Origin of the sequence: Streptomyces sp. 351MFTsu5.1 (assembly GCF_000383655.1) — a bacterium.
Lineage (GTDB): Bacteria > Actinomycetota > Actinomycetes > Streptomycetales > Streptomycetaceae > Streptomyces > Streptomyces griseorubiginosus.
Genome location: NZ_KB911798.1, coordinates 137,235 through 161,975, shown reverse-complemented (window position 1 = coordinate 161,975; position 24,741 = coordinate 137,235). Strand labels below are relative to the sequence as shown.

General features: G+C 71.6%; 25 protein-coding genes. 13 read left to right on the top strand and 12 right to left on the bottom strand.

Going from position 1 to position 24,741, the window contains the following annotated elements; all coding sequences use genetic code 11:
* Positions 1 to 149 precede the first annotated feature (149 nt).
* The 7 genes from H295_RS0137750 to H295_RS0137720 all read left to right on the top strand — a co-directional run bounded on the left by H295_RS0137750 (position 150) and on the right by H295_RS0137720 (position 6,578).
* Complete coding sequence (locus tag H295_RS0137750) at positions 150 to 914, top strand: HipA family kinase (protein WP_020140549.1); 765 nt, start codon at positions 150 to 152, stop codon at positions 912 to 914.
* Entirely contained in the window at positions 911 to 1,360 is a 450-nt protein-coding gene (locus tag H295_RS0137745) for a DUF3037 domain-containing protein (protein WP_020140548.1), read from the top strand. The genes H295_RS0137750 and H295_RS0137745 overlap by 4 nt, the downstream gene beginning before the upstream one ends.
* A 132-nt stretch (positions 1,361 to 1,492) precedes the next feature.
* A complete protein-coding gene (fabG, locus tag H295_RS0137740; RefSeq protein ID WP_020140547.1) occupies positions 1,493 to 2,254 on the top strand; it encodes a 3-oxoacyl-ACP reductase FabG in 762 nt (253 codons plus the stop codon).
* Between the two features lie 12 nt (positions 2,255 to 2,266).
* Positions 2,267 to 3,031, top strand: a complete 765-nt coding sequence (locus H295_RS0137735) for an SDR family oxidoreductase (protein WP_020140546.1) — start codon at positions 2,267 to 2,269, stop codon at positions 3,029 to 3,031.
* Positions 3,032 to 3,222: 191 nt separating this feature from the next.
* Positions 3,223 to 4,803: an ABC transporter substrate-binding protein gene (locus tag H295_RS0137730; RefSeq protein ID WP_020140545.1), complete on the top strand. Its 1,581-nt coding sequence runs from the start codon at positions 3,223 to 3,225 to the stop codon at positions 4,801 to 4,803.
* A 144-nt stretch (positions 4,804 to 4,947) separates the two neighbouring features.
* The gene (locus tag H295_RS0137725; RefSeq protein ID WP_020140544.1) at positions 4,948 to 5,631 is read left to right on the top strand and encodes a uracil-DNA glycosylase; all 684 of its coding nucleotides are present in this window, start codon (positions 4,948 to 4,950) and stop codon (positions 5,629 to 5,631) included.
* 428 nt (positions 5,632 to 6,059) lie between these two features.
* The gene (locus H295_RS0137720; RefSeq protein ID WP_028810117.1) at positions 6,060 to 6,578 is read left to right on the top strand and encodes a hypothetical protein; all 519 of its coding nucleotides are present in this window, start codon (positions 6,060 to 6,062) and stop codon (positions 6,576 to 6,578) included.
* 46 nt (positions 6,579 to 6,624) lie between these two features.
* Here H295_RS0137720 and H295_RS0137715 read toward each other — a convergent pair whose 3' ends face one another.
* The gene (locus H295_RS0137715; RefSeq protein WP_063741206.1) at positions 6,625 to 7,119 is read right to left on the bottom strand and encodes a hypothetical protein; all 495 of its coding nucleotides are present in this window, start codon (positions 7,117 to 7,119) and stop codon (positions 6,625 to 6,627) included.
* 220 nt (positions 7,120 to 7,339) lie between these two features.
* Positions 7,340 to 7,852, bottom strand: coding sequence for a DinB family protein (locus tag H295_RS0137710; protein WP_020140541.1), 513 nt, complete (start codon positions 7,850 to 7,852; stop codon positions 7,340 to 7,342).
* A 99-nt stretch (positions 7,853 to 7,951) separates the two neighbouring features.
* On the opposite strand from H295_RS0137710, the gene H295_RS0137705 reads away from it, so the two are divergent.
* Entirely contained in the window at positions 7,952 to 8,857 is a 906-nt protein-coding gene (locus tag H295_RS0137705; RefSeq protein WP_020140540.1) for a Gfo/Idh/MocA family protein, read from the top strand.
* On the opposite strand, the gene lnt is transcribed toward H295_RS0137705, so the two are convergent.
* The 7 genes from lnt to H295_RS0137670 all read right to left on the bottom strand — a co-directional run bounded on the left by lnt (position 8,781) and on the right by H295_RS0137670 (position 14,714).
* Positions 8,781 to 10,346 (bottom strand): apolipoprotein N-acyltransferase, encoded by a 1,566-nt coding sequence (gene lnt, locus H295_RS0137700; RefSeq protein ID WP_020140539.1) that lies wholly within the window; start codon positions 10,344 to 10,346, stop codon positions 8,781 to 8,783. The two genes, H295_RS0137705 and lnt, sit on opposite strands and share 77 nt — an antisense overlap.
* Positions 10,347 to 10,411: 65 nt before the next feature.
* Positions 10,412 to 10,891, bottom strand: coding sequence for a nuclear transport factor 2 family protein (locus H295_RS0137695; RefSeq protein WP_020140538.1), 480 nt, complete (start codon positions 10,889 to 10,891; stop codon positions 10,412 to 10,414).
* Between the two features lie 280 nt (positions 10,892 to 11,171).
* On the bottom strand, positions 11,172 to 12,344 hold the full coding sequence (locus tag H295_RS0137690) for an FAD-dependent monooxygenase (RefSeq protein WP_020140537.1): 1,173 nt from the start codon (positions 12,342 to 12,344) through the stop codon (positions 11,172 to 11,174).
* A 103-nt stretch (positions 12,345 to 12,447) separates the two neighbouring features.
* On the bottom strand, positions 12,448 to 12,627 hold the full coding sequence (locus tag H295_RS44185; protein ID WP_030316269.1) for a hypothetical protein: 180 nt from the start codon (positions 12,625 to 12,627) through the stop codon (positions 12,448 to 12,450).
* A gap of 109 nt (positions 12,628 to 12,736) precedes the next feature.
* Positions 12,737 to 13,234 carry a hypothetical protein gene (locus H295_RS0137680; RefSeq protein ID WP_020140535.1) on the bottom strand — a complete coding sequence of 166 codons (498 nt, stop codon included), beginning with the start codon at positions 13,232 to 13,234 and terminating at the stop codon, positions 12,737 to 12,739.
* A gap of 7 nt (positions 13,235 to 13,241) precedes the next feature.
* Entirely contained in the window at positions 13,242 to 14,117 is an 876-nt protein-coding gene (locus tag H295_RS0137675) for an undecaprenyl-diphosphate phosphatase (RefSeq protein WP_020140534.1), read from the bottom strand.
* A 123-nt stretch (positions 14,118 to 14,240) separates the two neighbouring features.
* A complete protein-coding gene (locus tag H295_RS0137670) occupies positions 14,241 to 14,714 on the bottom strand; it encodes a winged helix-turn-helix transcriptional regulator (RefSeq protein WP_020140533.1) in 474 nt (157 codons plus the stop codon).
* Between the two features lie 94 nt (positions 14,715 to 14,808).
* Here H295_RS0137670 and H295_RS0137665 point away from each other — a divergent pair, with 94 nt between their 5' ends.
* On the top strand, positions 14,809 to 15,978 hold the full coding sequence (locus H295_RS0137665) for a thiolase family protein (protein WP_020140532.1): 1,170 nt from the start codon (positions 14,809 to 14,811) through the stop codon (positions 15,976 to 15,978).
* Between the two features lie 68 nt (positions 15,979 to 16,046).
* Here the strand turns inward: H295_RS0137665 and H295_RS0137660 are convergent, their stop codons facing one another.
* On the bottom strand, positions 16,047 to 16,814 hold the full coding sequence (locus tag H295_RS0137660; RefSeq protein ID WP_028810114.1) for a TVP38/TMEM64 family protein: 768 nt from the start codon (positions 16,812 to 16,814) through the stop codon (positions 16,047 to 16,049).
* Between the two features lie 328 nt (positions 16,815 to 17,142).
* Between H295_RS0137660 and tuf the strand changes: the two genes are divergently transcribed.
* Both tuf and H295_RS0137650 read left to right on the top strand, forming a co-directional pair.
* Positions 17,143 to 18,312, top strand: a complete 1,170-nt coding sequence (gene tuf / locus H295_RS0137655) for an elongation factor Tu (RefSeq protein ID WP_020140530.1) — start codon at positions 17,143 to 17,145, stop codon at positions 18,310 to 18,312.
* Between the two features lie 86 nt (positions 18,313 to 18,398).
* Complete coding sequence (locus tag H295_RS0137650; protein WP_020140529.1) at positions 18,399 to 19,244, top strand: spermidine synthase; 846 nt, start codon at positions 18,399 to 18,401, stop codon at positions 19,242 to 19,244.
* Here the strand turns inward: H295_RS0137650 and H295_RS0137645 are convergent.
* Positions 19,206 to 20,504: an MFS transporter gene (locus tag H295_RS0137645; RefSeq protein ID WP_020140528.1), complete on the bottom strand. Its 1,299-nt coding sequence runs from the start codon at positions 20,502 to 20,504 to the stop codon at positions 19,206 to 19,208. The two genes, H295_RS0137650 and H295_RS0137645, sit on opposite strands and share 39 nt — an antisense overlap.
* A 149-nt stretch (positions 20,505 to 20,653) precedes the next feature.
* Between H295_RS0137645 and H295_RS0137640 the strand changes: the two genes are divergently transcribed.
* Positions 20,654 to 21,091, top strand: coding sequence for a DUF4442 domain-containing protein (locus H295_RS0137640; RefSeq protein ID WP_020140527.1), 438 nt, complete (start codon positions 20,654 to 20,656; stop codon positions 21,089 to 21,091).
* A 279-nt stretch (positions 21,092 to 21,370) separates the two neighbouring features.
* On the opposite strand, the gene galU is transcribed toward H295_RS0137640, so the two are convergent.
* Entirely contained in the window at positions 21,371 to 22,345 is a 975-nt protein-coding gene (galU, locus tag H295_RS0137635) for a UTP--glucose-1-phosphate uridylyltransferase GalU (protein WP_020140526.1), read from the bottom strand.
* An 827-nt stretch (positions 22,346 to 23,172) separates the two neighbouring features.
* Here galU and H295_RS0137630 point away from each other — a divergent pair.
* Entirely contained in the window at positions 23,173 to 24,633 is a 1,461-nt protein-coding gene (locus H295_RS0137630) for an RICIN domain-containing protein (RefSeq protein ID WP_020140525.1), read from the top strand.
* The last annotated feature ends 108 nt before the right edge of the window (positions 24,634 to 24,741 follow it).

The window sequence follows — 24,741 nt, the reverse complement described above, 5'->3', positions numbered from 1 at the left end:
CGTCCTTCCAGTGCGGAAATCCTGTAGCTGTCCAGAGGTACGGCCGCTCGGCGTCCCCTGTTCAGACGATGTCGAGATCTGAACATCTTCGAGATCAGGCGTCCGTAAGCTGGAGCTGTCGCTTCGCTGTCGGCCAGTAACCTGGGGCGATGCTCAAGGAAGCCATCGCGACCCGCTACATCACGCCCCTGCGTGAGGGCGGCTCGCTGCCGGGACTCGTCGAGGCCGACGACCGCGGGACGTACGTCATCAAGTTCACCGGCGCCGGCCAGGGCCGCAAGACGCTGGTCGCCGAAGTGGTGGCCGGAGAGCTCGCCCGGCGGCTCGGCTTCCGGGTGCCGCGGCTGCTGACCCTCGACCTCGACCCCGACCTGGGGCTCGGCGAACCCGACGAGCGGGTGCAGGAACTGCTCAGGTCCAGCGGCGGCACCAACCTCGGCATGGACTTCCTCTCCGGGGCCCTCGGCTTCGACCCGCTCGCCTTCCCGGTGGACCCCGAGGAGGCGGGCCGGATCGTCTGGTTCGACGCGCTCGTCAACAACGTCGACCGCTCCTGGCGCAACCCCAACCTGCTGTGGTGGCGCAGCGAGGTGTGGCTCATCGACCACGGCGCGACCATGATCTGGCACCACAACTGGCCCGGCGCCGAGAAGTCCGCCGCGCGCCCCTACGACGCCTCGGACCACGTCCTGAGGCCCTTCGCCCCGGACATCGCCGCGGCCGCCGCCGCACTGGCCCCCCAGGTCACCGAGGACCTGCTCGCCGAGGTCACCGCCGAGATCCCGGACGCCTGGCTGGCCGACGAGCCGGGCTTCGACACCCCGGACGACCTGAGACGGGCCTACGCCCGGCCCCTGCTCCAGCGGGCCGCCACCGTCCACGAACGCATCACGGGAACCGAGGGGGACAAGTGAGCGAGCGGCACATCCACATGGCCGGCAGCGTGGTCGAGCGGCACGTCATCAAGGGCGGACGGGTCAGCGAACGGGACGTCTTCGAGTACGTCCTGCTGAAGGTCGTACCCCGCGTCGAGCGCGGCGAGTGCATCAACGCCGGCGTGCTCGTCTACTGCCGGGCGAAGGCGTACGTCGGGGTGCGCACCCACCTCGACGAGGACCGGCTGCGCGCGCTCGATCCCGCCGCGGACGTGGCCGGCGTCCGGGCCGCTCTCCAGGCCGTCGAGGCGGTCTGCGCGGGCGGCGAGGCGGCCGGGCCGGCCGCACGCGACGACGCCGGTCGCCGCTTCCGCTGGCTGGTCGCACCCCGCTCCACGGTCGTCCAGCCGGGCCCCGTGCACACCGGACTCACCCTGGATCCGGCGGCCGAGGCGGAGCGCCTGCTCGACCTGCTGGTGAGGTAATGGATCACACCGGTCCCGTGGGACGTTGACACCGCGTGCCAGGGCTTCTAGCGTCACGTCTGCCGAAGGTACTAAGCGGTCGCTCACCGACCGGGTCGGGCCGAACGTTCTCAAGGGCGAGGAGAAACAGCAATGTCCACCACTGAGCAGCGGGTAGCCGTCGTCACCGGTGCCGCGCGCGGCATCGGCGCCGCCACCGCCGTCCGACTGGCGGCCGAGGGCCGCGCGGTCGCCGTCATCGACCTCGACGAGGCCGCCTGCAAGGACACCGTCGAGAAGATCACCGCAGCGGGTGGCAAGGCCATCGCCGTCGGCGCCGACGTCTCCGACGAGGCCCAGGTCGAGGCTGCCGTCGCGCGGGTCGTCGCCGAGCTCGGCGCCCCGACGATCCTCGTCAACAACGCGGGTGTGCTCCGCGACAACCTGCTGTTCAAGATGAGCGTCTCGGACTGGGACACCGTCCTGAACGTCCACCTGCGCGGCTCCTTCCTGATGACGAAGGCCGTCCAGAAGCACATGGTCGACGCCGGCTTCGGCCGCGTGGTCAACCTGTCCTCCTCCTCGGCGCTCGGCAACCGCGGCCAGGCCAACTACTCCGCCGCCAAGGCCGGTCTCCAGGGCTTCACCAAGACCCTCGCCATCGAGCTCGGCAAATTCGGCATCACCGCCAACGCCGTCGCCCCCGGCTTCATCGCCACCGACATGACCGCCGCGACCGCCGCGCGCGTCGGCATGGGCTTCGAGGAGTTCAAGGCCGCCGCCGCCACTCAGATCCCGGTCGCGCGCGTGGGCGAGCCCGACGACATCGCCAACGCCATCGCCTTCTTCACCGGCGAGGCGGCCGGGTTCGTATCCGGCCAGGTGCTGTACGTCGCCGGCGGACCGCTCGACTAGGGAAACGGAACCATGACTTCGCAACTCCCCGAGCTTTCGGGCAAGGTCGCGCTCATCACGGGCGCCAGCCGCGGTATCGGTTACGGCGTCGCCGAGGCGCTCGTCGCCCGCGGTGACCGGGTGGTCATCACCGGCCGCAACGAGGACGCCCTCAAGGAGGCCGTCGAGCAGCTCGGCTCCGACCGGGCCGTCGGCGTCGCGGGCAAGGCGCACGACGAGGCCCACCAGGCCGTCGCCGTCGAGCGCGCCATGGAGGCCTTCGGGCGCGTCGACTACCTGGTCAACAACGCCGGCACCAACCCGGTGTTCGGGCCGATCGCCGACCTCGACCTCGATGTGGCCCGCAAGGTCTTCGAGACCAACGTGATCTCCGCGCTCGGCTTCGCCCAGAAGACCTGGCACGCCTGGCAGAAGGACAACGGCGGCGCGATCGTCAACATCGCCTCCGTCGCGGGCATCACGCCCTCGCCCTTCATCGCCGCCTACGGCATCAGCAAGGCCGCGATGATCAACCTCACCCAGCAGCTCGCCCACGAGTTCGCGCCCAAGGTGCGAGTCAACGCGATCGCCCCGGCCGTTGTGAAGACCAAGTTCGCGCAGGCCCTGTACGAGGGCCGCGAGGCCGAGGCCGCCGCGGCCTACCCGCTGGCCCGGCTCGGTGTCCCCTCCGACATCGGCGGCGCCGCGGCCTTCCTCACCTCCGGGCAGTCCGACTGGGTCACCGGCCAGACGCTCGTCGTCGACGGCGGCATCTTCCTCAACGCCGGCGTGGGCTGACCTTCCCGGTTTCGGCACGGGCGTCCGTTGACAGCGACGGCGCCCGTGTCGACGCACAAAAGCCGCACAACGGCATCACAGGGTCATCACCGAGACGGTGATCAAACAGCCTGTGGACGAACCGGTTGAGTGTGCGCGGCCCTGCGGTATGTTTTGCCGACTCTCGGCACGGCATTTCGAGGAGCGAGCGCGTGTTCATGCGGAACCGATACCTGCCGCCTTTCGCGGCCCTCGTGTCCCTTTCCACGGTGGCCGGATGCGGTGTGTTCTCCTCGGGCTCCTCCGACGACGGCAAGGCGATCGTCGTGGGGACCACCAGTGCCCCGGCCACACTGGACCCGGCGGCCTCCTGGGACAACTCCTGGGAGCTGTTCCGCAACGTCTACCAGACGCTCCTGAACTACTCGCCCGGCGGCTCCGACCCCGAACCCGACGCCGCCGAGCACTGCGAGTTCACCGACGCGTCGAGCACCGTGTACAGCTGCACGCTGCGCGAGGGGCTGAAGTTCTCCGACGGTCACCCGCTGGACGCCCAGGCGGTCAAGTACTCCTTCGACCGCATCAAGAGGATCAACGTCAACGGCGGCCCCGCGGGCCTGCTGGGCACCCTCTCCCGGGTCCAGACCAAGGGCGACCGCGAGATCGTCTTCCACCTCAGCCAGCCCGACGCCACCTTCCCCCTGGTGCTCACCACGCCCGCCATGTCGATCGTGGACCCCGAGGAGTACTCCGCGACCGCGATCCGCAAGGACGGCAAGATCAACGGCTCCGGGCCGTACCGCCTCGACTCCTACCAGGAGGGCGAGAAGGCCGAGCTGGTCCGCAACGACAATTACAAGGGCATAGCGGACCTCCAGAACAACGCCGTCACCATCCGCTACTTCTCGCGGTCCGACGAGATGGTCAAGGCCCTCAAGGACAAGCAGATCGCGGTCGTCTACCGGGGGCTCGGCGCCTCCGACACCGTGGACATCGAGGTCAACCAGCAGAAGGAGGGGCTCCAGCTCATCGAGAACCCCACCACCGAGATCAGCTACCTGGTGTTCAACCCGAAGGACCCGTGGTCCGCGAAGCCCGCCGTCCGCAAGGCCGTCGCCCAGGTCGTCGACCGCCCGGCCCTCGTCCACTACGTCTACAAGGACACCGTCGAACCGCTGTACTCGATGGTCCCGGCCGGACTGACCGGCCACACCACGGGCTTCTTCGACGACTTCGGGGACCCCAGCGTGCCCAAGGCCAAAAAGCTCCTCAGGGACGCGGGGATCACCGAGCGCGTGCCGCTGACCCTCTGGTACACCAGCGACCGCTACGGCTCCACGACCAAGCCCGCCTTCGAGGAGCTGAAGAAGCAGCTGGAGTCCTCCGGCCTGTTCACCATCACCCTCAAGAGCCGGCCGTGGAAGACCTATGTCCAGGGCTACCAGAACGGCGAGTACCCGGTGTTCGGGCGCGGCTGGTTCCCCGACTTCCACGACGCCGACAACTTCATCTCCCCCTTCGTCGGCAAGCAGAACGCCCTCGGCACCCCGTACGACGCCCCCGAGATCACCGGCAAGCTGCTGCCGCAGTCCCGTGCGGAGAGCGACCGCGGGGCCGTGGGGCCGCAGATCGAGGAGGCCCAGCAGGTCTTCGTGAACGACGCGCGGCTGGTGCCGCTGTGGCAGGGCAAGCAGTACGTGGCCGCGAGCGAGGAGATCGCCGGCCTCGAGAAGGTCATCGACCCGGCGACCATGATGACGATGTGGGAGCTGTACTGGAAGACCAGCTGGTAGGTCCCGGATTCCGGGACGATCGCGGATTCCGGGGCGGCTGCGGATTCCGGGGCGGGCGGCGATTGTCAGTGGTCGGTTGTAGGTTCTGAAGCCTGCAGGAAGGCTTTCGAGCCCGTAAGTGACCGCACACCGTGAGGAATTGACGTGACCGACATCGCCATGCTGCCCGAGTCCTGGCGCGGGGTTCTGGGCGACGAGCTCCAGCAGCCGTACTTCAAGGAGCTGACGGAGTTCGTCGAGGACGAGCGGGCGAAGGGTCCCGTCTATCCGCCGCGCGAGGAGGTCTTCGCCGCGCTGGACGCCACGCCGTACGACCGGGTGAAGGTGCTGATCCTCGGCCAGGACCCGTACCACGGCGAGGGCCAGGGCCACGGGCTGTGCTTCTCGGTCCGGCCCGGTGTGAAGACCCCGCCCTCCCTCCGGAACATCTACAAGGAGATGAAGGAGGAGCTGGGCACCGAGATCCCGGACAACGGCTACCTCATGCCGTGGGCCCAGCAGGGTGTCCTGCTGCTCAACGCGGTGCTCACGGTCCGTTCCGGTGAGGCCAACTCCCACAAGGGCAAGGGCTGGGAGAAGTTCACCGACGCGGTGATCCGGGCGGTGGCCGAGCGGCCCGACCCGGCGGTCTTCGTGCTGTGGGGCAACTACGCGCAGAAGAAGCTCCCCCTGATCGACGAGAGCCGGCACGTGGTGGTCAAGGGCGCGCATCCCTCCCCGCTGTCGGCGAAGAAGTTCTTCGGCTCCCGCCCCTTCACCCAGATCAACGAGGCGGTCGCGGCCCAGGGCCACGAGCCGATCGACTGGACCATCCCCAACCTGGGCTGACGTTCGTCACCGGGTCGGTGGGACGGGGGCGACCCGGGGCGGTTGTTCGGCGGGGGAGTGCGGTGGGTGTGGGCTCGGGCTGTCGGGTGGGACCGTGGCGGGGGCCGAGTCCGGGCGTGCGGTGATGTCCGACCCGTGGGGCGACCCGATCGGGGTGTCTCCGCGGGCGCGGTCGATCCTGGGGAGGGGGCGTGGGGAGTGGCGTTGCCGGGCCGAGGGGGGCTTGGCCCTGGAAGCGCGTGTGCGGTGACGCCGGGCCCAAGGGGCGGACGTGGGAGCGGGTGCGGGTCAGCGTGTGGCGGTGGGCGTGAGGGAGTCGTGACGTCGCAGATGGGCGTACCTGCGTACGCGTCGTCGGCGTGAACCCTCTCGCAGGGCCTAGCGTCGGCAGGGACAGCGAGACAGTCGTACAAGGCCCGGAGGACTCTTTGACGGAGCGACAGGAGCAGGCGGTGCCGGATGCCGTGATGACGCGGATCGGGCAGGTCGTCATGCTGTGTCACGCGGGGGACCGCGAGGAGGCCCGGAACCGTTACCTCGCCCTGTGGGCGGAGATCGGCGAGGACGGCGACCCGCTGCACCGCTGCACCCTCGCGCACTACATGGCCGACGCCCAGGACGACCCCTGCGACGAACTCGCCTGGGACCTCCGAGCACTGACGGCCGCCGAGGAACTCACCGACGACCGGCTCATCCGTCAGGAGGGTGCGCTCGCGGTGCGCGCCCTGTACCCCTCGCTGCATCTGAACCTGGCCGCGGACTACGTGCGCCTCGGCCGCAGCGACGCCGCCCGCTCCCACCTCCGCCGCGCCCGCAGAGCCTCGGCCGAGCTGGGGGAGGACAGCTACAGCGACGGGGTGCGGGCGGCCATCAGCAGACTCGAGCTGCGGCTCGGCGAGGGCGGAGCCGCCGGCGACGGGTGGGGGCCGCCGCGACAGCGGCCCTGACCCGCCGACGGACCGACCGTCCGCGCCTCAGCCGCAGCCCCGTTCCTCAGTGGTGGTACGTCTGGTTGCAGATGACCGACTCCGCGCTGCCCTCCTGCCAGCGCCCGTACTTCCTGCCCAGCGCGCAGACGTCCTTCTGGCTCCTGGGGACCGACTTGGGGATCGACGTGGTCACGTCCGGGATCTCGACGCGCGGCGGCCGGGGGTGGCGTACGTCCGAGTGCCGCCGCTCGGGGGGCGCCGCGTGCACGGGGTGCTCCGGGCGCGGGTGTTCCGGCTGCCGGTGCTCCGGTCGTACGGGGGCCGCCGCGCTCCCCGGGGTCGTGCGCGGCGCGCCTCCGCCCGGCTTCGCCGGCCTGGACGGGTCGATCATGGACAGGGCCTCCTGGGCCGGAGCCTGCACGATCTGCGGCTCCGCCTGACCGTCCGGCCGGGCGCCCCCGGGACCCGGCAGCTGGGAGGGCGCCGTGCTGGGCGGCGGCGGCCCGGTCACCGGTGGACGCTGGATCGTCACACAGCCGGTGAGGGCCGAGACAGCCACGGTGACCAGGAGCGTTGCGGTAGTCGAGGTTCGATGCACCCGCGTCACTCTGCTGGTTCGGACGACCCGGGCGACAGCGGACAAGCGGAGGTTGCCCCGCACGGGTGATCTCCGTGCCCGTACGGCGTGCTCATGCCTCCCGGTGCTGACGGCCCTCGCCTCCCGGTGGTGAGGGCCCTCGCCACCCAGTGCTGACCGCCCTCGCCTCCCGGCACCGACCTCAGTCGCCGGTCGAGCCGTCGATGCGCTCGCGGATCAGGTCGGCGTGCCCGTTGTGACGGGCGTACTCCTCGATCATGTGGGTGTAGAGCCAGCGGAGGTTGAAGCGCTCGCCGGTCCTGCGGTGCTTGCCCACGGTGACGTCGTCCAGGCCGAAGCGGGCCGTGTTCTCGCGGGCCTTGTCGATCTCGGCCTGCCAGGTGCCGTACGCCTCCTGCCAGGTGTCGGCCTCGGTGAGACGGAACTCGCCGTCCGGGTCGGCCTCGCTGTAGTAGATCGGTCCCGCGTCCTCGTCGGTCAGGACCCGGCGGAACCAGCTGCGCTCCACCTCGGCCATGTGCCGCACCAGGCCCATCAGGGACAGCGTGGACGGCTCCACCGAGGCGGTTCGGAGCTGAGCATCGGTGAGTCCTTCGCATTTCCAGGCGAGAGTGCGCCGGTGGTAGTCCAGCCAGCCTTCCAGCATGGTGCGTTCGTCGGCGGTCGTCGCGGGTTCGGTGCGCTCGCTGCTCATGGCCGCATCCTCCCCCGGAGAAGCACCGGCCACCAACGATTTCCCGGCCGCCCGTATGCTTCCGGCAAGGCCCCGCAGACAACCGTTGGAGGAGTCCACGTGAAGGTCGGCTGCATCGGACTCGGTGACATCGCGCGGAAGGCCTACCTCCCGGTGCTCGGCGGCCGGCCCGACGTCGAACTGCACCTCCAGACACGCACCCCGGCCACCCTCACCAGCGTCGCGGACGGTCTGCACCTCCCGGAGCACCAGAGGCACGCCGACCTGGACGCGTTGCTCGCCCAGGATCTCGACGCGGCCTTCGTGCACGCTCCGACGAACGTGCACCCCGACATCGTCGAACGGCTCCTCGACGCGGGCGTGCCGACCTACGTCGACAAGCCGCTCGCCTACGAACTCGCCGACTCCGCGCGGCTGGTGGCGCTCGCCGAGGAGCGGAACGTCTCGCTGGCGGTCGGGTTCAACCGGCGGTTCGCGCCCGGGTACACGCAGTGCGCCGAGCACCCGCGCGAGCTGATCCTCCTGCAGAAGAACCGGATCGGGCTCCCCGAGGAGCCGCGTGCGATGATCCTCGACGACTTCATCCACGTCGTCGACACCCTGCGCTTCCTGGTGCCAGGCCCGGTCGACGACGTGACGGTACGCGCGCGCGTGCGGGACGGACTGCTGCACCACGTCGTGCTCCAGCTCGCCGGGGACGGCTTCACCGCGCTCGGTGTGATGAACCGGCTCAGCGGCTCCGCCGAGGAGATCCTGGAGGTGTCCGGGCAGGACACCAAGCGCCAGGTGCTCAATCTCGCCGAGGTGATCGACCACAAGGGCCAGCCGACGGTGCGGCGGCGCGGCGACTGGGTGCCGGTGGCCCGGCAGCGCGGCATCGAGCAGGCCGTGTTCGCCTTCCTCGACGCCGTGCGCGCGGGAAAGGTGCTCAGCGCCCGGGACGCGCTGGCGAGCCATGAGCTGTGCGAGCGGGTGGTACTCGCGGTTCAGGAGCGGTCCGCCTGAGCCGGAGCGTGCGCAGGCCGTCGGTCGCGCACCACACCAGCAGGACGAGCAGGGCCAGGTGCACGGTCCAGTCCCCGAAGCGGACGTACGGCGTGGTGCCGTCGGCCAGCGGCACGTCGTACACGCGCGCCGTACTGGCGTCGGTGCCGACCCACTGCCCGACGCGCCGGCCGCTCGCGTCGTAGACCGCGGAGACCCCGGTCAGGGTCGCGTGCACCATCGGGCGGCCCGTCTCGGCGGCGCGCAGGGCGGCGAGCGAGGCGTGCTGCTCGGGGGCCCAGCTCTGCTGGAAGGTGGAGGTCGCCGACTGGGCGATCAGCACCTGGGCGCCGTCCTCGGCGAGATGGCGGCTCATGTCGGGGAACGCCGACTCGAAGCACACCATCGGACCGACCTTCAGGCTGTGGCCGACGTCCATGACGACCTGCTCGGAGCCGTGCCTGCGGTTCTCGCCGGCCGCCTTGCCGACCGAGGTGACCCAACCGAGCAGCGAGCGGGCCGGGATGTACTCGCCGAAGGGGACGAGCCGCATCTTGTCGTAGCGGTCGCCGGTGAGCCCGTCGGGGCCGACGAGGACCGAGCTCTTGTAGATGCCGGGTTTGTCGGAGCGGCGGGCGTCGACGTTGACCAGGATGTCGGCGCCCGTCTCCTGGGAGAGCCCGGCGATCCGCTGCGCGAGGTCGGGGCGGTCCCCGAGGTCGAAGCCGACGCTGCTCTCGCCCCAGACGATCAGGTCGACGTCCTTCCCGGCGAGGTCGCGGGTGAGCTGCTCCTCGCGGGCGAAGCGCTGGTCGGGGCCGCTGATGACACCGGGCTGGACGACCGCGATCCGTGTCGTGCCCCCGCTGTCGGGGCGGGGTGACCCCACCCAGGCCGCCGAGGTCACGGCGGCCGTGGCGACGAGGCCCGCCACCGCGGGGACCCGGGAGGCACGGATCGTCACCAGCACGGCGACACACACGTTGAGGGCCACGATCAGGAAGCTGATCAGCCACACCCCGCCGACCGACGCCAGCCGCAGCGCCGGTTCGACCTCCCACTGGCTGGCGCCGAGCACCCCCCACGGGCCGCCGAGGCCCTGCCAGGAACGGACGAGTTCGATGCCGAGCCAGCCGGACGGCAGCACGACGACGGCCGCGGCCGTCCGGCCACGCGAGGGCGTCCCGGCCAGGAAGTGCCGTACCAGCGCGCCCCAGGGGGCCCACAGCGCGCCCAGCAGGGCGCCGATGACGAAGATGAACACGCTCAGGCTCGGCAGCAGCCAGTGGTGCATCCCCACCATGAAGCCGAAGCCGCCGGCCCAGCCGTCGTAGGCCGCCCGTTTCGCCGTCGGAGCCGAGCGGATCAGCGCGATCCACGGGACAAGGGCGACGTAGGCGAACCACCACAGGGACGGGGCGGGGAACGCGAGCAGGGGCAGGGCGCCCGCCAGCACGGCGACGGTCGTGCGCCGCCACGGGGAGGCGAGCCAGTGGCCGAACGTCTTCATACGGCGCCTCCTACCCCGTGAGTGTCATCGGTGATCGTGGGGTTGACGATCCGACGGGCGTCGGCTCAGTTGATCACAGGTGCCGGGCGCGGGCCGGGCAGACGCCGCCATTTCTCCTCGACGACGACCTCGCGCACCCGCCAGCCGTCGTCGGTGCGCCGCAGGTCGAAGGCGTAGCGGCCCCCGCAGACGAAGTCCGGGGCGGTGGCGTCCGTGCCTGCCAGGCGCATCGGGTTGAGGTAGTCGGCGCGGACGCGGGCCGTGTCGCCGGTGTCCTGCTCCAGGGTGCCGAAGCGGACCTGGCGGTTGACGATCAGGTGCTGTCGCATCGAGAACAGCCCCAGGCTGTCCGCGAGCCAGGCGGCGACGCCGTCCGCGTCGCCCTCGACCCCGCCCGCCGAGCGGTAGTCGGCCCGTCCGTCGGGGGTGAAGAGTCCTCGGTACGCCTCCCAGTCGCCGTCGTCCACGGCGGCGGCGTAGTCGGTGACGAGTGCGTCCACGGCCAGCCGGTCCATCACGGTCGCGAGCTCCACACGCTGCGTCATCGGCTCAGTGTTGGGCATGGGGCGAGCGGCGGCTAGGGGCGTGCGGGGACATTCGGCGGGCGGGGTGGGGTGGGGCGGCGGCCCGGGTCCGCCGCGGGTGGGACGGTGGCGAGGGTCGGCCGCGGGTGGGCCGGTGGCCCGGGATCGCCGTGGGCGGGTTGGTGGCTGCGGTCGGCCGGGTCGGCTCTGGGGGCGGGGTCCTCCGTGGACGGCAGGCCGGGGGGCCGGCGTGGGCGGCTCGGGGCCCGGGTGCTGGCGTTGGTGGTCTGGTGGGCCGGGGTCAGTCCTCGGACAGGACGTCGACCGGCCAGGCGGCCGAGTGCGGGCCGAATCTGTTCTCGGCGGCGAGGGCGACCAGGCGGGCGTTGCGGGCGTCCGCCTCGGGGCCGTCGGGGAGGTGGTAGTCGTGGCCCGCGCGGGCGGAACTGCTCTGCACGGCCGTGGCGGCCGGAAGGCGCCTGCGGACGTAACGGTCGAGGGCGTCGGGGACCTCGTCGGGTGCCGTGCCGGTGAGGCAGTCGCCGAGGACGGCAGCGTCCATGACGGCCTGGGCGGCGCCCTGGGCCTGGAACGGCACCATCGCGTGGGCGCTGTCGCCGAGCAGGGTGACCCGGCCGAGGTTCCAGCGGCTGAGCGGTGCGCGGGTGTGGATGCCGTAGCGGAAGACCTGGCCCGCCCGTTCGAGGACGGTCAGCAGGCGGGGGTCCCAGCCGGCGAACGTGCGCAGTTGCTCACCGGGTTCCGCCGGCGCCGTCCACGACTCCTCGGCGGGCCGGTGCGTGCCGAACACGGCGACGACGTTGAGGAGTTCACCGCGGCGCAGCCAGTAGTGGACGACATGGCCGCCCGGCCCGAGCCAGCCGGCGTACTCGGGCAGGTCCAGGTCGGCGACCGCGGCGGCGGGGAGCAGGACCCGGTAGGCGGCGGTGTGCGAGAACAGCACCTCGTCCGCGCCGAAGAGCCACTGGCGGGCGGCGGAGCGGATGCCGTCGGCGGCCACGACGAGCTCGGCCTCCAGACGGTCACCGTCCGCCGTGGTCACCCGGGCCGACCTGTCGTCCTGTTCGATCGCCACGACGGCGGTGGCCAGGCGCAGGGATCCGGGTGGCAGGGCGGCGACCATGGCGTGTTGGAGATCGGCCCGGTGGACCTGGAGGTAGGGCGCCCCGAACTCCTCCTCCGCCTCCGGGCCGATGACATAGCGGCAGATCTTGGAGCCGTCGGACCAGGTGCGGAAGCTGACCTGGGTGGGGCGGGTGGACCGCCGCGCGACGGCGTCCAGGAGGTCCAACCGGCGCAGAACGCGGGTGGCGTTGGGGGCGAGCTGGATGCCGGCGCCGATCTCGGTGAGCCGCCGCGCCCGCTCAAGGAGGGTCACGTCATGGCCGGACCGACGCAGGCTCAGGGTCGCCGTCAGTCCTCCGATGCCGGCGCCCACGACGATCGCTCTCATGAGAGAACCTCACTTCGAGGGGGCTCGGGGGCGGGGCCGGCCAGGGCAGCGGAGCGAACTGTGAGGCTGGGCACGGCATTTGAGCCTGTGCTCAGGGCTCGGCTCAGGCCGCTTCGATGATGTCGGCGCGGATCGCGGCCGCCCACTCGACCACCAACAGCTCGTACTCCGCGCGCTCCTCGGACGACAGGGTGCCGCCGGCACGCATCCAGAGCGCCCGGATCTGCTCGTTCACTTCGGCAGCAGACCGCACGGAACCAGGGATCACGGAATCGGGGGACATGCGGACCAGCCTAGGCGCAAGAACTGACAGTCCGCTACCGGACGGCTACGCAGAACGCGTGCGATAGGTCACGGGAACCGGGTCGGACGCCCCGCGATCCAGCCGCCGTTCAGTCGACCCAGGTGACGACAAACTGCGCGTGGAGCGCGGCTTCGCGGTAGAACTCCCGCATCGCGGCGAGGTGTTCGAGGAGATGTGCGCGCACGTCGCCGTCGAACCGCGGGCCGAAGCCGCACAGGGCTGACGCCGCGTCGGGGGAGTCCGGCAGGTCGGCGAGCAGGGCGCCGGGGTCGAGGGCGTCGAGCCCGCTCGCGATGTCGGCCACGGCATCGAACGTCAACAGGCGCGGCGGGTCCGTGAAGCCGTCGTGGACGCCGTCGTGGTCGAGGAAGCCGGTGTCACCGTCCGGATCGCCGGAGACCGCGCGATCCAGCAGGGCCACGGTGTCGGGGGCCGCTCCGGACGCGCGGCAGAAAAGGATGAGCCCCCACACCGCCCAGCCCGTGTCCAGGACGTTCTCGGCGCCCGGATCCCACTCCTCGGCCCCGGCGCGGAGCCGTTCCAGGTACTCCGGTGCGACGCGCGCGAACTGCTGAGTGAGGGCCACGGCTGTGTCAGCCCGCGGACTCCGCCGCGTGGGGGCTCAGGACTCCCGCCGTGACCAGGGCGATGATGACGATGCCGAGGGCGATGCGGTACCAGACGAAGGGCATGAAGCTCTTGTTGGAGATCCACTTCATGAACCACGCGATGACCGCGTACCCGCTCGCGAACGCGATCACCGTGGCGAAGATCGTGGGGCCCCAGGACACGTGGTCGCTCTCCATCGCGTCCTTCAACTCGAAGAGACCGGAGGCGAGCACGGCCGGGATCGCGAGGAGGAAGGAGTAGCGGGCCGCCGACTCCCGCTTGTAGCCCATGAAGAGGCCGCCGCTGATGGTGGCGCCGGAGCGGGAGACTCCGGGGACGAGGGCCATGGACTGGCAGAAGCCGAAGATCAGGCCGTCCTTGACGCCGAGGTCCTCAAGTCCCTTGCGCTGCTTGGGCGCCCGGTGCTTGCCTCCGGTCTCGTCACGCGCCGCGAGCCGGTCCGCGATGCCGATGACGATGCCCACGACGATCAACATCGTGGCGGTGATGCGCAGATCGCGGAACGGCCCCTCGATGTGGTCCTTGAACAGCAGCCCCAGCACACCGATCGGAATCGAGCCGACGATGACCAGCCAGCCCATCTGGGCGTCGTGGTCGCTGCGCAGCTCCTTCTTCACCAGCGAACGGCTCCACGTCGAGAGGATCCGCCCGATGTCCTTGCGGAAGTAGATCAGCACGGCGGCCTCGGTGCCGATCTGGGTGATCGCGGTGAAGGCCGCCCCGGGGTCCTCCCAGCCCGAGAAGGCCGCGGTCAGACGCAGGTGCGCGCTGGACGAGACGGGAAGGAACTCGGTCAGCCCCTGGACGAGTCCGAGGATGAGTGATTCAAACCAAGACATGAAGTTACGGCGTCCAAGTGCTGGTCGAGTGAAGGGAGTCGGGCAGGCCGGATCACCGGGAGCGGTGATCGGGGTACGGGGGAAGCGTAGCGTCCCGGGGTGACAGCTCCGGCACAGGGGCGGTCAGGCGGCGGCCGTGGGGCCGCTCACCGTCCAGCCGGGGGACTGCGGGTGGGCCGTCAGGTCCTCGTGGGCCACCGCGCTCCCGCAGACGGAGCAGGAGACGACCGGCAGCAGTTCGTTGCCGCAGCTGTGCTCGACGACCATGGGCCGGTCGTCGTCCCCCCGCAGATGCCGGTCGCCCCACGCCATGAGCGTCAGCAGCACCGGCTCCAGCTCCAGACCCGCCCGTGTGGGCCGGTACTCGAAGCGCTGCGGCCGCTCGCTGTAGACCCGCTTGGTCAGGATCCCGGCGTCCACGAGCCGGCGTAGCCGGGTGGCCAGGATGTCGCGCGGGGCCCCGATGTTGCGCACCAGCTGGTCGAAGCGGCCGTTGCCCAGGCAGACCTCCCGCAGCACGAGCAGGGAGTACTTCTCGCCGACGAGCGTCAGGGTGTCGGCGATCGAGCAGGGGCGCGGGTCCTTGGTGGCGGCCATGCGCCCAGTCTAGGGGAGAGTTTGCTTTTCCAACTCGCGGAGTTATGGTGAGTTTGGATTTCCTACTCGCTGGTAGCCCGTGGAGGCCCGCACCATGCGTGACGCAGTGATCGTCGAAGCCGTACGCACTCCCATCGGCAAGGGCAAGTCGAACGGCGCCCTCGCCCATGTGCATCCCGTCGAACTCCTCGCCCACACCCTGCGCACCCTCGTGGAGCGCTCCGGCGTCGACCCGGCGCTCATCGACGACGTCATCGGCGGCACCGTCGACCAGGTCGGCGAGCAGGCCATGAACACCACCCGCTACGCGGCCCTGTCCGCCGGCTTCCCGGAGAGCGTCCCGGCCACCACCGTGGACCGCCAGTGCGGCTCCTCCCAGCAGGCCGTGCACTTCGCCGCCCAAGGGGTGATCGCGGGCGCCTACGACATCGTCGTGGCCTGCGGGGTCGAGTCGATGAGCCGCGTGCCGATGTGGTCGAACGTGCCCGAGGGCAAGGACCCCTTCGGCCCCGGAATCGCCGCGCGCTACGAGGAGGGACTGGTGCCGCAGGGCATCAGCGCCGAGCTCATCGCCGCCAAGTGGTCGATCACCCGCGAGCAGATGGACGCGTTCGCCGTCTCCTCCCACCACAAGGCCGCCGCTGCCTGGGAGAAGGGCCTCTTCGACGCCGAGCTGGCACCCCTGGACGGGGTCTCGCGCGACGAGTGCGTCCGCCCGGGCAGCACCCCCGAGATCCTCGCCGGCCTCAAGCCCGCCTACTACGACCCGCACTTCGCCGAACGCTTCCCGCAGATCGAGTGGAACGTCACCGCGGGCAACGCCAGCCCGGTCAACGACGGCGCCTCGGCGGTGCTCATCATGTCCGGCGAGACCGCCGAACGGCTGGGCCTGCGGCCCCTGGCCCGGCTGCACTCGTTCGCCGTCACCGGCTCCGACCCCGTCCTCATGCTCACGGGAGTCGTCCCGGCCACGGAGAAGGTCCTGCGCAGGGCGCACCTCACCCTCGACGACATCGACCTGTTCGAGGTCAACGAGGCCTTCTCCAGTGTGGTCCTGGCCTGGCGGCAGGAGACGGGCGCGGACCTCACCAAGGTCAATGTGCACGGCGGCGCGATAGCGCTGGGCCACCCCCTGGGCGCGAGCGGCACCCGCCTCACCACGACCCTGGTGCACGCCATGCGGGAGCGCGGGGCGCGCTACGGGCTCCAGACCATGTGCGAAGCGGGCGGCCTGGCCAACGCGATGATCCTGGAGCGGGTCTGAAGGCACATCGTGTGTCTGTTGCGCCGTCGTGGCTGGTCGCGCAGTTCCCCGCGCCCCTGAAGGGGCGCTCAGCGCCCACGCAGATGGTGCCGCTTGCGCCAGGCCACCACGGCCCCGGCCAGCCCCGGCAGGGCAATCGCCGCCATGGCGATCAGAAACGCCGGTGACGTGGGCGCCGAGGCCCGCGCGCCCGCGACGACATACGCGGCGGTGTTCGGAATCGACCCGAGCGCCGTCGCGACCAGGAACGGCACGTACCCCATCCGGGAGACGGCGGCACAGTAGTTCGCCGCCCAGAACGGAACCCCGGGAAACAGCCGGGCCGCCAGCATCGACCGGAACCCGTGCCGGCTGAGCTGCCCGTCCGCGGCCTTCAGCCACCGGCCCCGCAGCAGCGGCCGCAGCGCGTCCTGCCCGAGCACCCGGCCGAGACCGAAGGCGACCCCCGCCCCGAGCACCGTCCCGGCGAGCGCCGAGGCGAGCCCGAGCTGTGAGCCGAAGAGCGCGCCCGCGGCGAGGTTCAGCAGCGGCCGCGGCACGAACGCCACCGTGCACAGCCCGTACGCCACCCCGAACACGATCGCGGCCGCGACCCCGCCGAGCTGGGGCGGCCAGCCGTCCGAGAGCAGTCTCTGCGGCTCGAAGAGCAGGACCGCGGTGGCGGCCCCCGCGAGCAGGGCGATCAGCAGGGAGAGCCGGGCCCACGGCGACAGCAGCACTCTCGTGCAGCGGGTGGTGAGACCCACCGGAGCCGGGACGGGGAGAGCGAGCTCCGTGGCGATGGCCGGGGGAGTGGCCGTGGCGGTGCCCCCAGAGCGGGTGGTGGCATCGAGCATCCTGTGACGGTAACCGACCCGGACGGGTGATCGCCCTGCGGATGCCGCAGGTTGTGCGCGGGAACGGCGACGGGCGGCCGTGAAAAACCGTTCGACGTGGGACGACGGGTGGGACATGATCTGCGTCATGTTCCGGTACGCCTTCGCTCTCGCAGCATCCGCAGTCGCGGATGCGCCGAAGGCTGCCGTTCCCTTTTTCCCGGCCGCCGCAGACGGCGCCCGAAGCTGACCCTTCCCGGATCGTCCGGCGGACCCCGCAGGGGGAGGGTCGGCGAGTCCTTGGGGTCCCCGTTCTTCCACGAACACGAAGAGGCTTCGAGGTACAGCCATGTCCAAGACCGCTTACGTGCGCACCAAGCCGCACCTGAACATCGGCACGATGGGTCACGTCGACCACGGCAAGACCACCCTGACCGCCGCCATCACCAAGGTCCTCGCCGACCGCGGCAGCGGCACCTTCGTGCCGTTCGACCGCATCGACCGGGCCCCGGAGGAGGCCGCGCGCGGGATCACCATCAACATCGCGCACGTCGAGTACGAGACCGACACCCGGCACTACGCGCACGTGGACATGCCGGGCCACGCCGACTACGTCAAGAACATGGTCACCGGGGCCGCGCAGCTCGACGGGGCGATCCTCGTCGTCTCCGCGCTCGACGGGATCATGCCGCAGACGGCCGAACACGTGCTGCTCGCCCGCCAGGTGGGCGTCGACCACGTGGTGGTCGCCCTCAACAAGGCGGACGCGGCCGACGAGGAGCTGGTCGAGCTCGTCGAACTGGAGGTCCGTGAACTGCTCACCGCGCACGGCTACGGCGGCGACGCCGTGCCCGTCGTACGGGTCTCGGGGCTGAAGGCCCTGGAGGGGGACCCGCGCTGGACGGCGTCGATCGAGGCGCTGCTCGACGCGGTGGACACCTATGTGCCCATCCCCGAGCGGTATCTGGACGCGCCCTTCCTGCTGCCCGTCGAGAACGTGCTGACCATCACCGGCCGGGGGACCGTGGTGACCGGTGCGGTCGAGCGCGGCACCGTGCGGGTGGGCGACCGCGTCGAAGTCCTCGGGGCCGCCGTGGAGACGGTGGTGACCGGGGTCGAGACCTTCGGCAAGCCGATGGAGGAGGCGCAGGCCGGGGACAACGTGGCGCTGCTGCTGCGGGGCGTGCCGCGGGACGCGGTCCGGCGGGGCCATGTCGTGGCCGAGCCCGGCAGTGTGGTGCCGAGCCGTCGCTTCACCGCGCAGGTGTACGTGCTGTCGGCGCGGGAGGGCGGGCGTACGACGCCCGTCTCCACGGGGTACCGGCCGCAGTTCTACATCCGTACGGCGGATGTGGTGGGCGATGTCGACCTCGGTACGGTCGCCGTCGCCCGGCCCGGGGAGAAGGTCGTCATGACCGTCGAGCTGGGACGGGACGTGCCGCTGGAGGCGGGACTCGGGTTCGCCATCCGTGAGGGTGGGCGGACTGTCGGGGCGGGGACCGTGACAGCCGTTCCGTAGGGGGGGCTGGTGTGCGTGGGGGACTGCGGGCCGGTTTGTGGCTGGTCGCGCAGTGCCCCGCGCCCCCGGGTTGGCACACTGAGCCTGTGAATGACTCGATACCCGTCGCCGTGGCCACCGACTTCGGCTTTGCCAAGCTCATGCCCGATGTCGACCGTGCGCGGGCCTGGTTGCTGACCGTGGACGGGGCTCCGCAGTCGTACGTCGATCTGGACGAGCCGACACATCTCGAGTTCGAGTACGTGCGGCGGCTCGGGCATGTGCTGGATCTCGTCGGGGAGGCGGGGCGGGCGCTGGACGTCGTACACCTCGGTGGGGGTGCGCTGACGCTGCCGCGGTATCTGGCCGCCACCCGGCCCGGATCGCGGCAGGACGTCGTCGAGTTCGACCAGGGGCTGCTGGAGCTGGTCGTCGAGCATCTGCCGCTTCCGGACGGGGCGGGAATCGCGGTGCACGCCGCCGACGCCCGGAGGTGGCTGGAAAAGGCTCCGGTGGACTCCGCCGACGTGCTCGTCGCCGACGTCTTCGGAGGCTCGCGGGTCCCCGCGCACCTGACGTCCCTGGAGTACGCCAGGGAGGCCGCACGGGTGCTCCGCGGCGACGGGGTCTACCTCGCGAACCTCGCCGACTCCGCGCCCTTCGCCTTCCTGCGGTCCCAACTCGCCACGTTCGCCGAGGTCTTCGAGGAGCTCGTGCTGATCGCCGAACCCGCGGTGCTGCGGGGGCGGCGGTTCGGGAACGCGGTGCTCGTCGCGGCGCACCAGCCGTTCGACACGGTGGCGCTGGCCCGGCGTACGGCGGCCGACGCGTTTCCCGCGCGGGTCGAACACGGGGACGGGTTGCGGAAGTTCACCGGCGGGGCGCGACCGGTGCCGGACGCGGACGCCGTGGCGTCACCCGAGCCCCCCGACGGGGCGTTCGGTATCGGCTGACTCCAGCGGCGTGACCTGGGTGACCAGCTTGGTGCTCCGGCGCAGGTTGCGCACGTCCGGCACGCACAGGACGGCCGCCGTCACGGCCACGACCAGTCCGGCGCAGCCCCACAGGGCCGTACCGCGTCCGAACGCCGACTCCGCGGGGCCCGCCAGCGCAGCCGCGAGCGGCATGAGGGCGACCGAGCCGAACCAGTCGTAGGCAGAGACCCGGGAGAGCTTGTCCTCCGCTATCTCCTGGTGCAGGGCGGTCATCCAGGAGACGCCGAACACCTCGACGGTCGCGCCGGCCACGAACATCGCCGTGCACAGCAGGGGCACCGGGACCGGTACGGCCAGTGCGGCGGACGGCAACGCCATCGGGAACACGCACAGAATGCCCACGAACAGCAGCCGCTGCGGCTTCCAGCGGGTCATCAGGAGGGCGCCGACGACCGTGCCCGCGCCGAAGAAGGCGAGGGCCACGCCCCAGGGGCCCGCCCCGCCCAGGTGGTCCCGGGCGACGAGCGGGCCGTAGACCGCGTCGGCGGCGCCCACGACCGCGTTGGCCAGGGAGAACTGCACGACGATGCCCAACAGCCACGGCCGTCCCGACACCTCGCGCCAGCCGTCCCGCAGGTCGGCGAGGATTCCGGAACCCGGTTCACGGGCCGGGATGTGGCTGACGTCCAGGAAGGCCCGCAGGGAGCCGGCCAGCGCGAACGCGACGGCGTCCGCCGCGAGGACCCAGCCCGGGCCGACCGCGGCGACCAGCGCGCCCCCGAGCGCGGCGCCGCCGAGCGCCGCGCCCTGCATCGCCATCCGGAACACCGCGAAGGCGCGGCCGGCCTGTTCGCCGCGCACCGAGGACAGCAGCATGCCCTCGGCCGCCGGGCTGAAGAACGCCTGCCCGGTGCCGCCCAGCGCGGTCAGCAGCATCATCTGCCAGAGCCGGGGCTCGCCGGTCAGGACCAGGACGGCGAACGCGCCCTGGGAGAGGAAGTTGAGGGTGTTGGCCGCGACCATCACCCGGTGCCGGGGCAGGCGGTCGGCCACCGCGCCGCCGATCAGCAGGAACACCACCAGCGGCAGGGTGCGGGCGGCGGCCACAAGGCCCACGTCGCCGCTGTCGCCGCCCGCACCCAGCACGGCGAACGCGGCGGCGATGAGGGCGCCGTTGCTGCCGAGGTTCGTCACGAACGCGGCGGCGGTCAGCAGGCTGTAGTTGCGGCTCGCCCAGGCGGGACCGCGGGTGCGGGAGGAGGTGGCGGAGGGGGTCACCGGCCGACTATCGCCGTCGGGGACCCGGCTTGCCAAACCATTTGCCGGCCGAGTACGGGGTGCCGGGCGAGAAGAGACGGCGATCACGGGGACCGACTCTGTCCGGGTTGGCTACCCATGGGTAACATCGCGGCATGAGCGCAGACCAGATGTCCGTCGGCGAGATGCTCGCCGCGACCGTGCCCATGGTGCGGACCCTGAACCTCGAGTTCCTGGAGACCGGCCCGGAGAAGGTCGTGGTGGCCCTGCCCGACCAGGGCGAGTTCCACAACCACGTCGGCGGACCGCACGCCGGAGCGATGTTCACGCTCGCCGAGTCCGCCAGCGGGGCCGTCGTGCTGGCCGCGTTCGGCGACCAGCTCTCGCGCGCGGTGCCGCTCGCCGTCAACGCCGAGATCGCCTACCGCAAGCTCGCGATGGGCGCGGTGACCGCCACGGCGACCCTGGGCCGCCCGGCCGGCGAGGTCATCGCCGAACTGGACGCCGGGCAGCGCCCCGAGTTCCCGGTCACGATCGAGATCCGCCGCGCGGACGGGGCGGTCACGGGCGAGATGACGGTGGTGTGGACGCTTCGGCCCAACGGCTGAGTCCCGAGGTGAGCGTGTCGGTGGGGCGGTGAGGGCGGCTGCCGGCCTGGGCGGCGTGGTGAGCGCCGCCGGCATGCAGTGGCGTCGGGGCCGGGATGCGACCGCCACACGGCGGGACCGGAGGTGACCGTGGCCGGGATGCAGTCCGTCGCTCGCCCGGATCGGGATTCAGGCCGTCGCACGCCGGGACCCGGATGCAACCCGTCGGCCCTGGGTGCTTGTGCGCTCCCAGGGCCGCCCGGCAGGCCGTGAACCCGCCGGCGCCGTACAGCCCGCTCCTCAGGCCGCCGACCGCCGCCGCTCGACCCCTCCCTTCTCATCCAGTTCGTCCAGCCCCGCCACGAACCCCTTCAGCCAGGTGATGAACTCCGGGCCCAGGTCGTCCCGGGCGCAGGCCAGGCGGACCACGGTGCGCAGGTAGTCCGCCTTGTCGCCGGTGTCGTAGCGCAGGCCGTCGAAGACGACGCCGTGGACCGAGCCGGTGACCGCGAGGGACTGGAGGGCGTCGGTGAGCTGGATCTCGCCGCCGCGGCCCGGTGGGGTGCGGTCGAGGGCGTCGAAGACCGCGGGGTCCAGGACGTAGCGGCCGATGACCGCGTAGGTGCTGGGCGCGGTCCCGGGGGGCGGCTTCTCCACCAGCCCGGTCACCCGGACCACGCCCTCCTCTTCCGTGGGCGCCACCGCCGCGCAGCCGTAGAGGTGGATCTGCTCGCGTGGAACCTCCATCAGCGCGACCACGCTCCCGGCGTACCGCTCGCGGACCTCGAGCATCGTGCTGAGCAGCGTCTCGCGCGGGTCGATCAGGTCGTCGCCGAGCAGGACGGCGAAGGGCTCGTGGCCCACGTGCCGGCGGGCGCACAGGACCGCGTGTCCGAGGCCGAGCGGTTCGCCCTGGCGGATGTGGTGGATGTTGGCCAGGCGTGCCGGGTCACGCACCGCGTCGAGGCGTACCGCGTCGCCCTTGGCCGCGAGGGCCTGCTCCAGTTCGACGGCGTGGTCGAAGTGGTCCTCGATGGCCCGCTTGTGGCGGCCGGTGACCATCAGGACGTCGTCGAGCCCGGCCGCCGCGGCCTCCTCCACGACGTACTGGATGGCCGGCTTGTCGACGACCGGGAGCATCTCCTTCGGTGTCGCCTTGGTCGCGGGCAGGAACCGGGTGCCGAGGCCGGCGGCCGGGACGACCGCCTTGCGGACCGTGCGGGCGAGGGCGGGCGTCGTGGGGGCGGGCGCTGCGGCCCGGTGGGGGGCGATCATGCGGATCACGCTGGGGCACCGAGATGAGAGCTCGCCGGGAGCCGCCTCGGAGTTCCCTGTGGACCCGTACGTGGCGCGTGGCCACTTGGAGATTTCGTGTGCCAAGCATCCGGCGGCGTACACAACTTGAGGCCGTCGTCCCGCTTAATTTCGAAAGCCGGTGCGGATACCGCCGGTAACTTTTCTGAAGCGGACTCGTTTTGAACATAGGTCACTCGAACTTCTTGTTACCTGAACATCAATTGTGCGAAGGTGATCGCCCCTCCGAAGGCCGGGGCGCATCTGACCCGGCATAGGTATGCACCAATCAGGCACCTGCTTTCCGAGGACTGGCATATTCCATGCCGTCCTGCGGATTGGAAGGAATTGGTCCCGTGCAATCCGCTCACCCTCCCCGCCCCCCTTACCCCCCACGCCCCGGATCGAGCCCGGGAGAGTCCGACCGCACGCTTCTCGCCCGGCTGGGCGTGAACGGTTCGGACAGTCATGCCGTCGCGCTGTTGATGGCACGGCACTGGCAGGCGACGTACGCATACTCGGTCATCTGTCTTGCCACCTGGTCGCCTTCGGCCTCCATGGCGGCTGCCGCGGCATTCGACCGAGTGCTCGGCCGGGCGGCTGAAGGCGCGCTGCGTCCTCAACTTCTCGTCGCGGTAAGGGAGTTCGTCAAGGAGTGGGCCGCGGACGACGAAATCTCCGGTGCGCTGCCGGAACTTCGCAAGACCATCGGCGGTCGTGGTCTACGCGCGGCGAGGTCCGTCACCCCGGAAAGGCGACTGCTTGCCGAGCGGGCATTCCGGGCTCTTCCCCATGCCTCTCAATGCCTGTTGTGGCATGCCGAGGTCGAGGCCGAACCCATATCCGTACCGGCCGGTCTGCTGGGCGTGGACACGACCCGTGCGGCGGCCGCCCTGGAGCAGGCACGCGAGCAATTCCGGGCCGGCTGCGTCCGGGCCCACCGGGAACTCGCGCCCAGCAGCGAATGCCGTTTCTACAACCGTCTCCTGGATGTCCCGATTCGCCGGGGCGGGGACCTTCTGCCCGATGTCCGTGAACATCTGGCGGACTGCCGCTACTGCCGGCACGCCGCCGAACAGCTCAGCCATTTCGAGGGCGGTCTGGAGGTGCTGCTCGCCGAGACGGTGCTCGGCTGGGGCGCCCACCGGTACCTCGACTCCCGACCCGCCCGCGCCGCCGGCCGTCCGGCACCCGACCTGCACGGGGCGGCCCGGCCACGGCCCGGCGGACGCCACCGCCCCGCGAACAGCGGACTGTTCGGCCGTCCGCGGCGGCACTCCAGGGCCGTCCTCGTGGGGGCCGGCGTGACCGCCCTCGCCCTCCTTGCGACGGTGCTCGTCACCAAGGGCTGGTCCGACGAAGGCGTGCCCTCGTCCGACGTCACCTGGGGCGCGGCGGCCGGGAACACCGTGCGGCCGAGCCCGGTGGAGGCCTCGCGTTCCGAAGGCTCCCCGTCACCCGCCTCGGTGGGCGAACCCGTCGAGGTCGGACACGGCCGGCTCCGCAACCTCGACGCCGGACTGTGCCTCGACACCTCCGACGGCCGGACCGCCGCCGGAGCCGAGGCCGTGCTCGACGAGTGCTCGGCCGCCGGGTCCCAGCAGTGGTCGTACCAGGAGGACGGTCTGCTGCGCAGCGGCGTCGACCCGCGGCTCTGCCTCGACTCGGACGCCCGGAAGGGCTCGGTCCTCGTCGCGGACTGCCAGGAGTCGGCGGGTGAGGTCCGCTACGACCTCACCGTGCGCGGCGAACTGCTGCTGCGCCGGGGCAAGGGCCTGCTGGTCGCGCCCGGCAAGGGTGACACCGTGGTCGTCGCCGCACGGGACGGCTCGGAACGGCAGCGCTGGTCCCTGGAGTTCGCCGACGGGAGCGCGCCGACGGGGCAGGGCACCCCGCCCCCGAAGGGCGCGCAGACCGACGGCCCGTCCGAGGCCCCGGACGGGAACCCGCTCGCCCCGCACCTCGCCACGCCACCCGGGGCCGACGGGCACCCCGACAGGGACTCGGGCCAGGCGCCGCCGTCGGACCGGCACGGAACGCAGTCGAGGCAGTACGAGACCCGGGTGGCGCCGGTCGGCGACAGCCACTCCGGCCCGGGCTCCGGGAGTGACGGGGGCTCCGGGCTCACGACGCCGGTCGTCGAGGCGGGGGCGGCAGCCGGGGCCGCGGCGGGCGCGGTCGTGGACACCGTGACCGTGACGCCGGTGACGGCACCCCTCTCGTCCGCGGCGACGGCCGTCACCTCGACGCTGCAGGGCGCGCTGCCGTAGCGAGCGGCTGGGGGGACGGGACGGCGGGAGGTGGTGGGCCGTTGTCCCGGACGGTCGTTCACGCGACCCGGTAGGCTGCCACGGCGCGCGCCGGTACGTGGCGCGCGC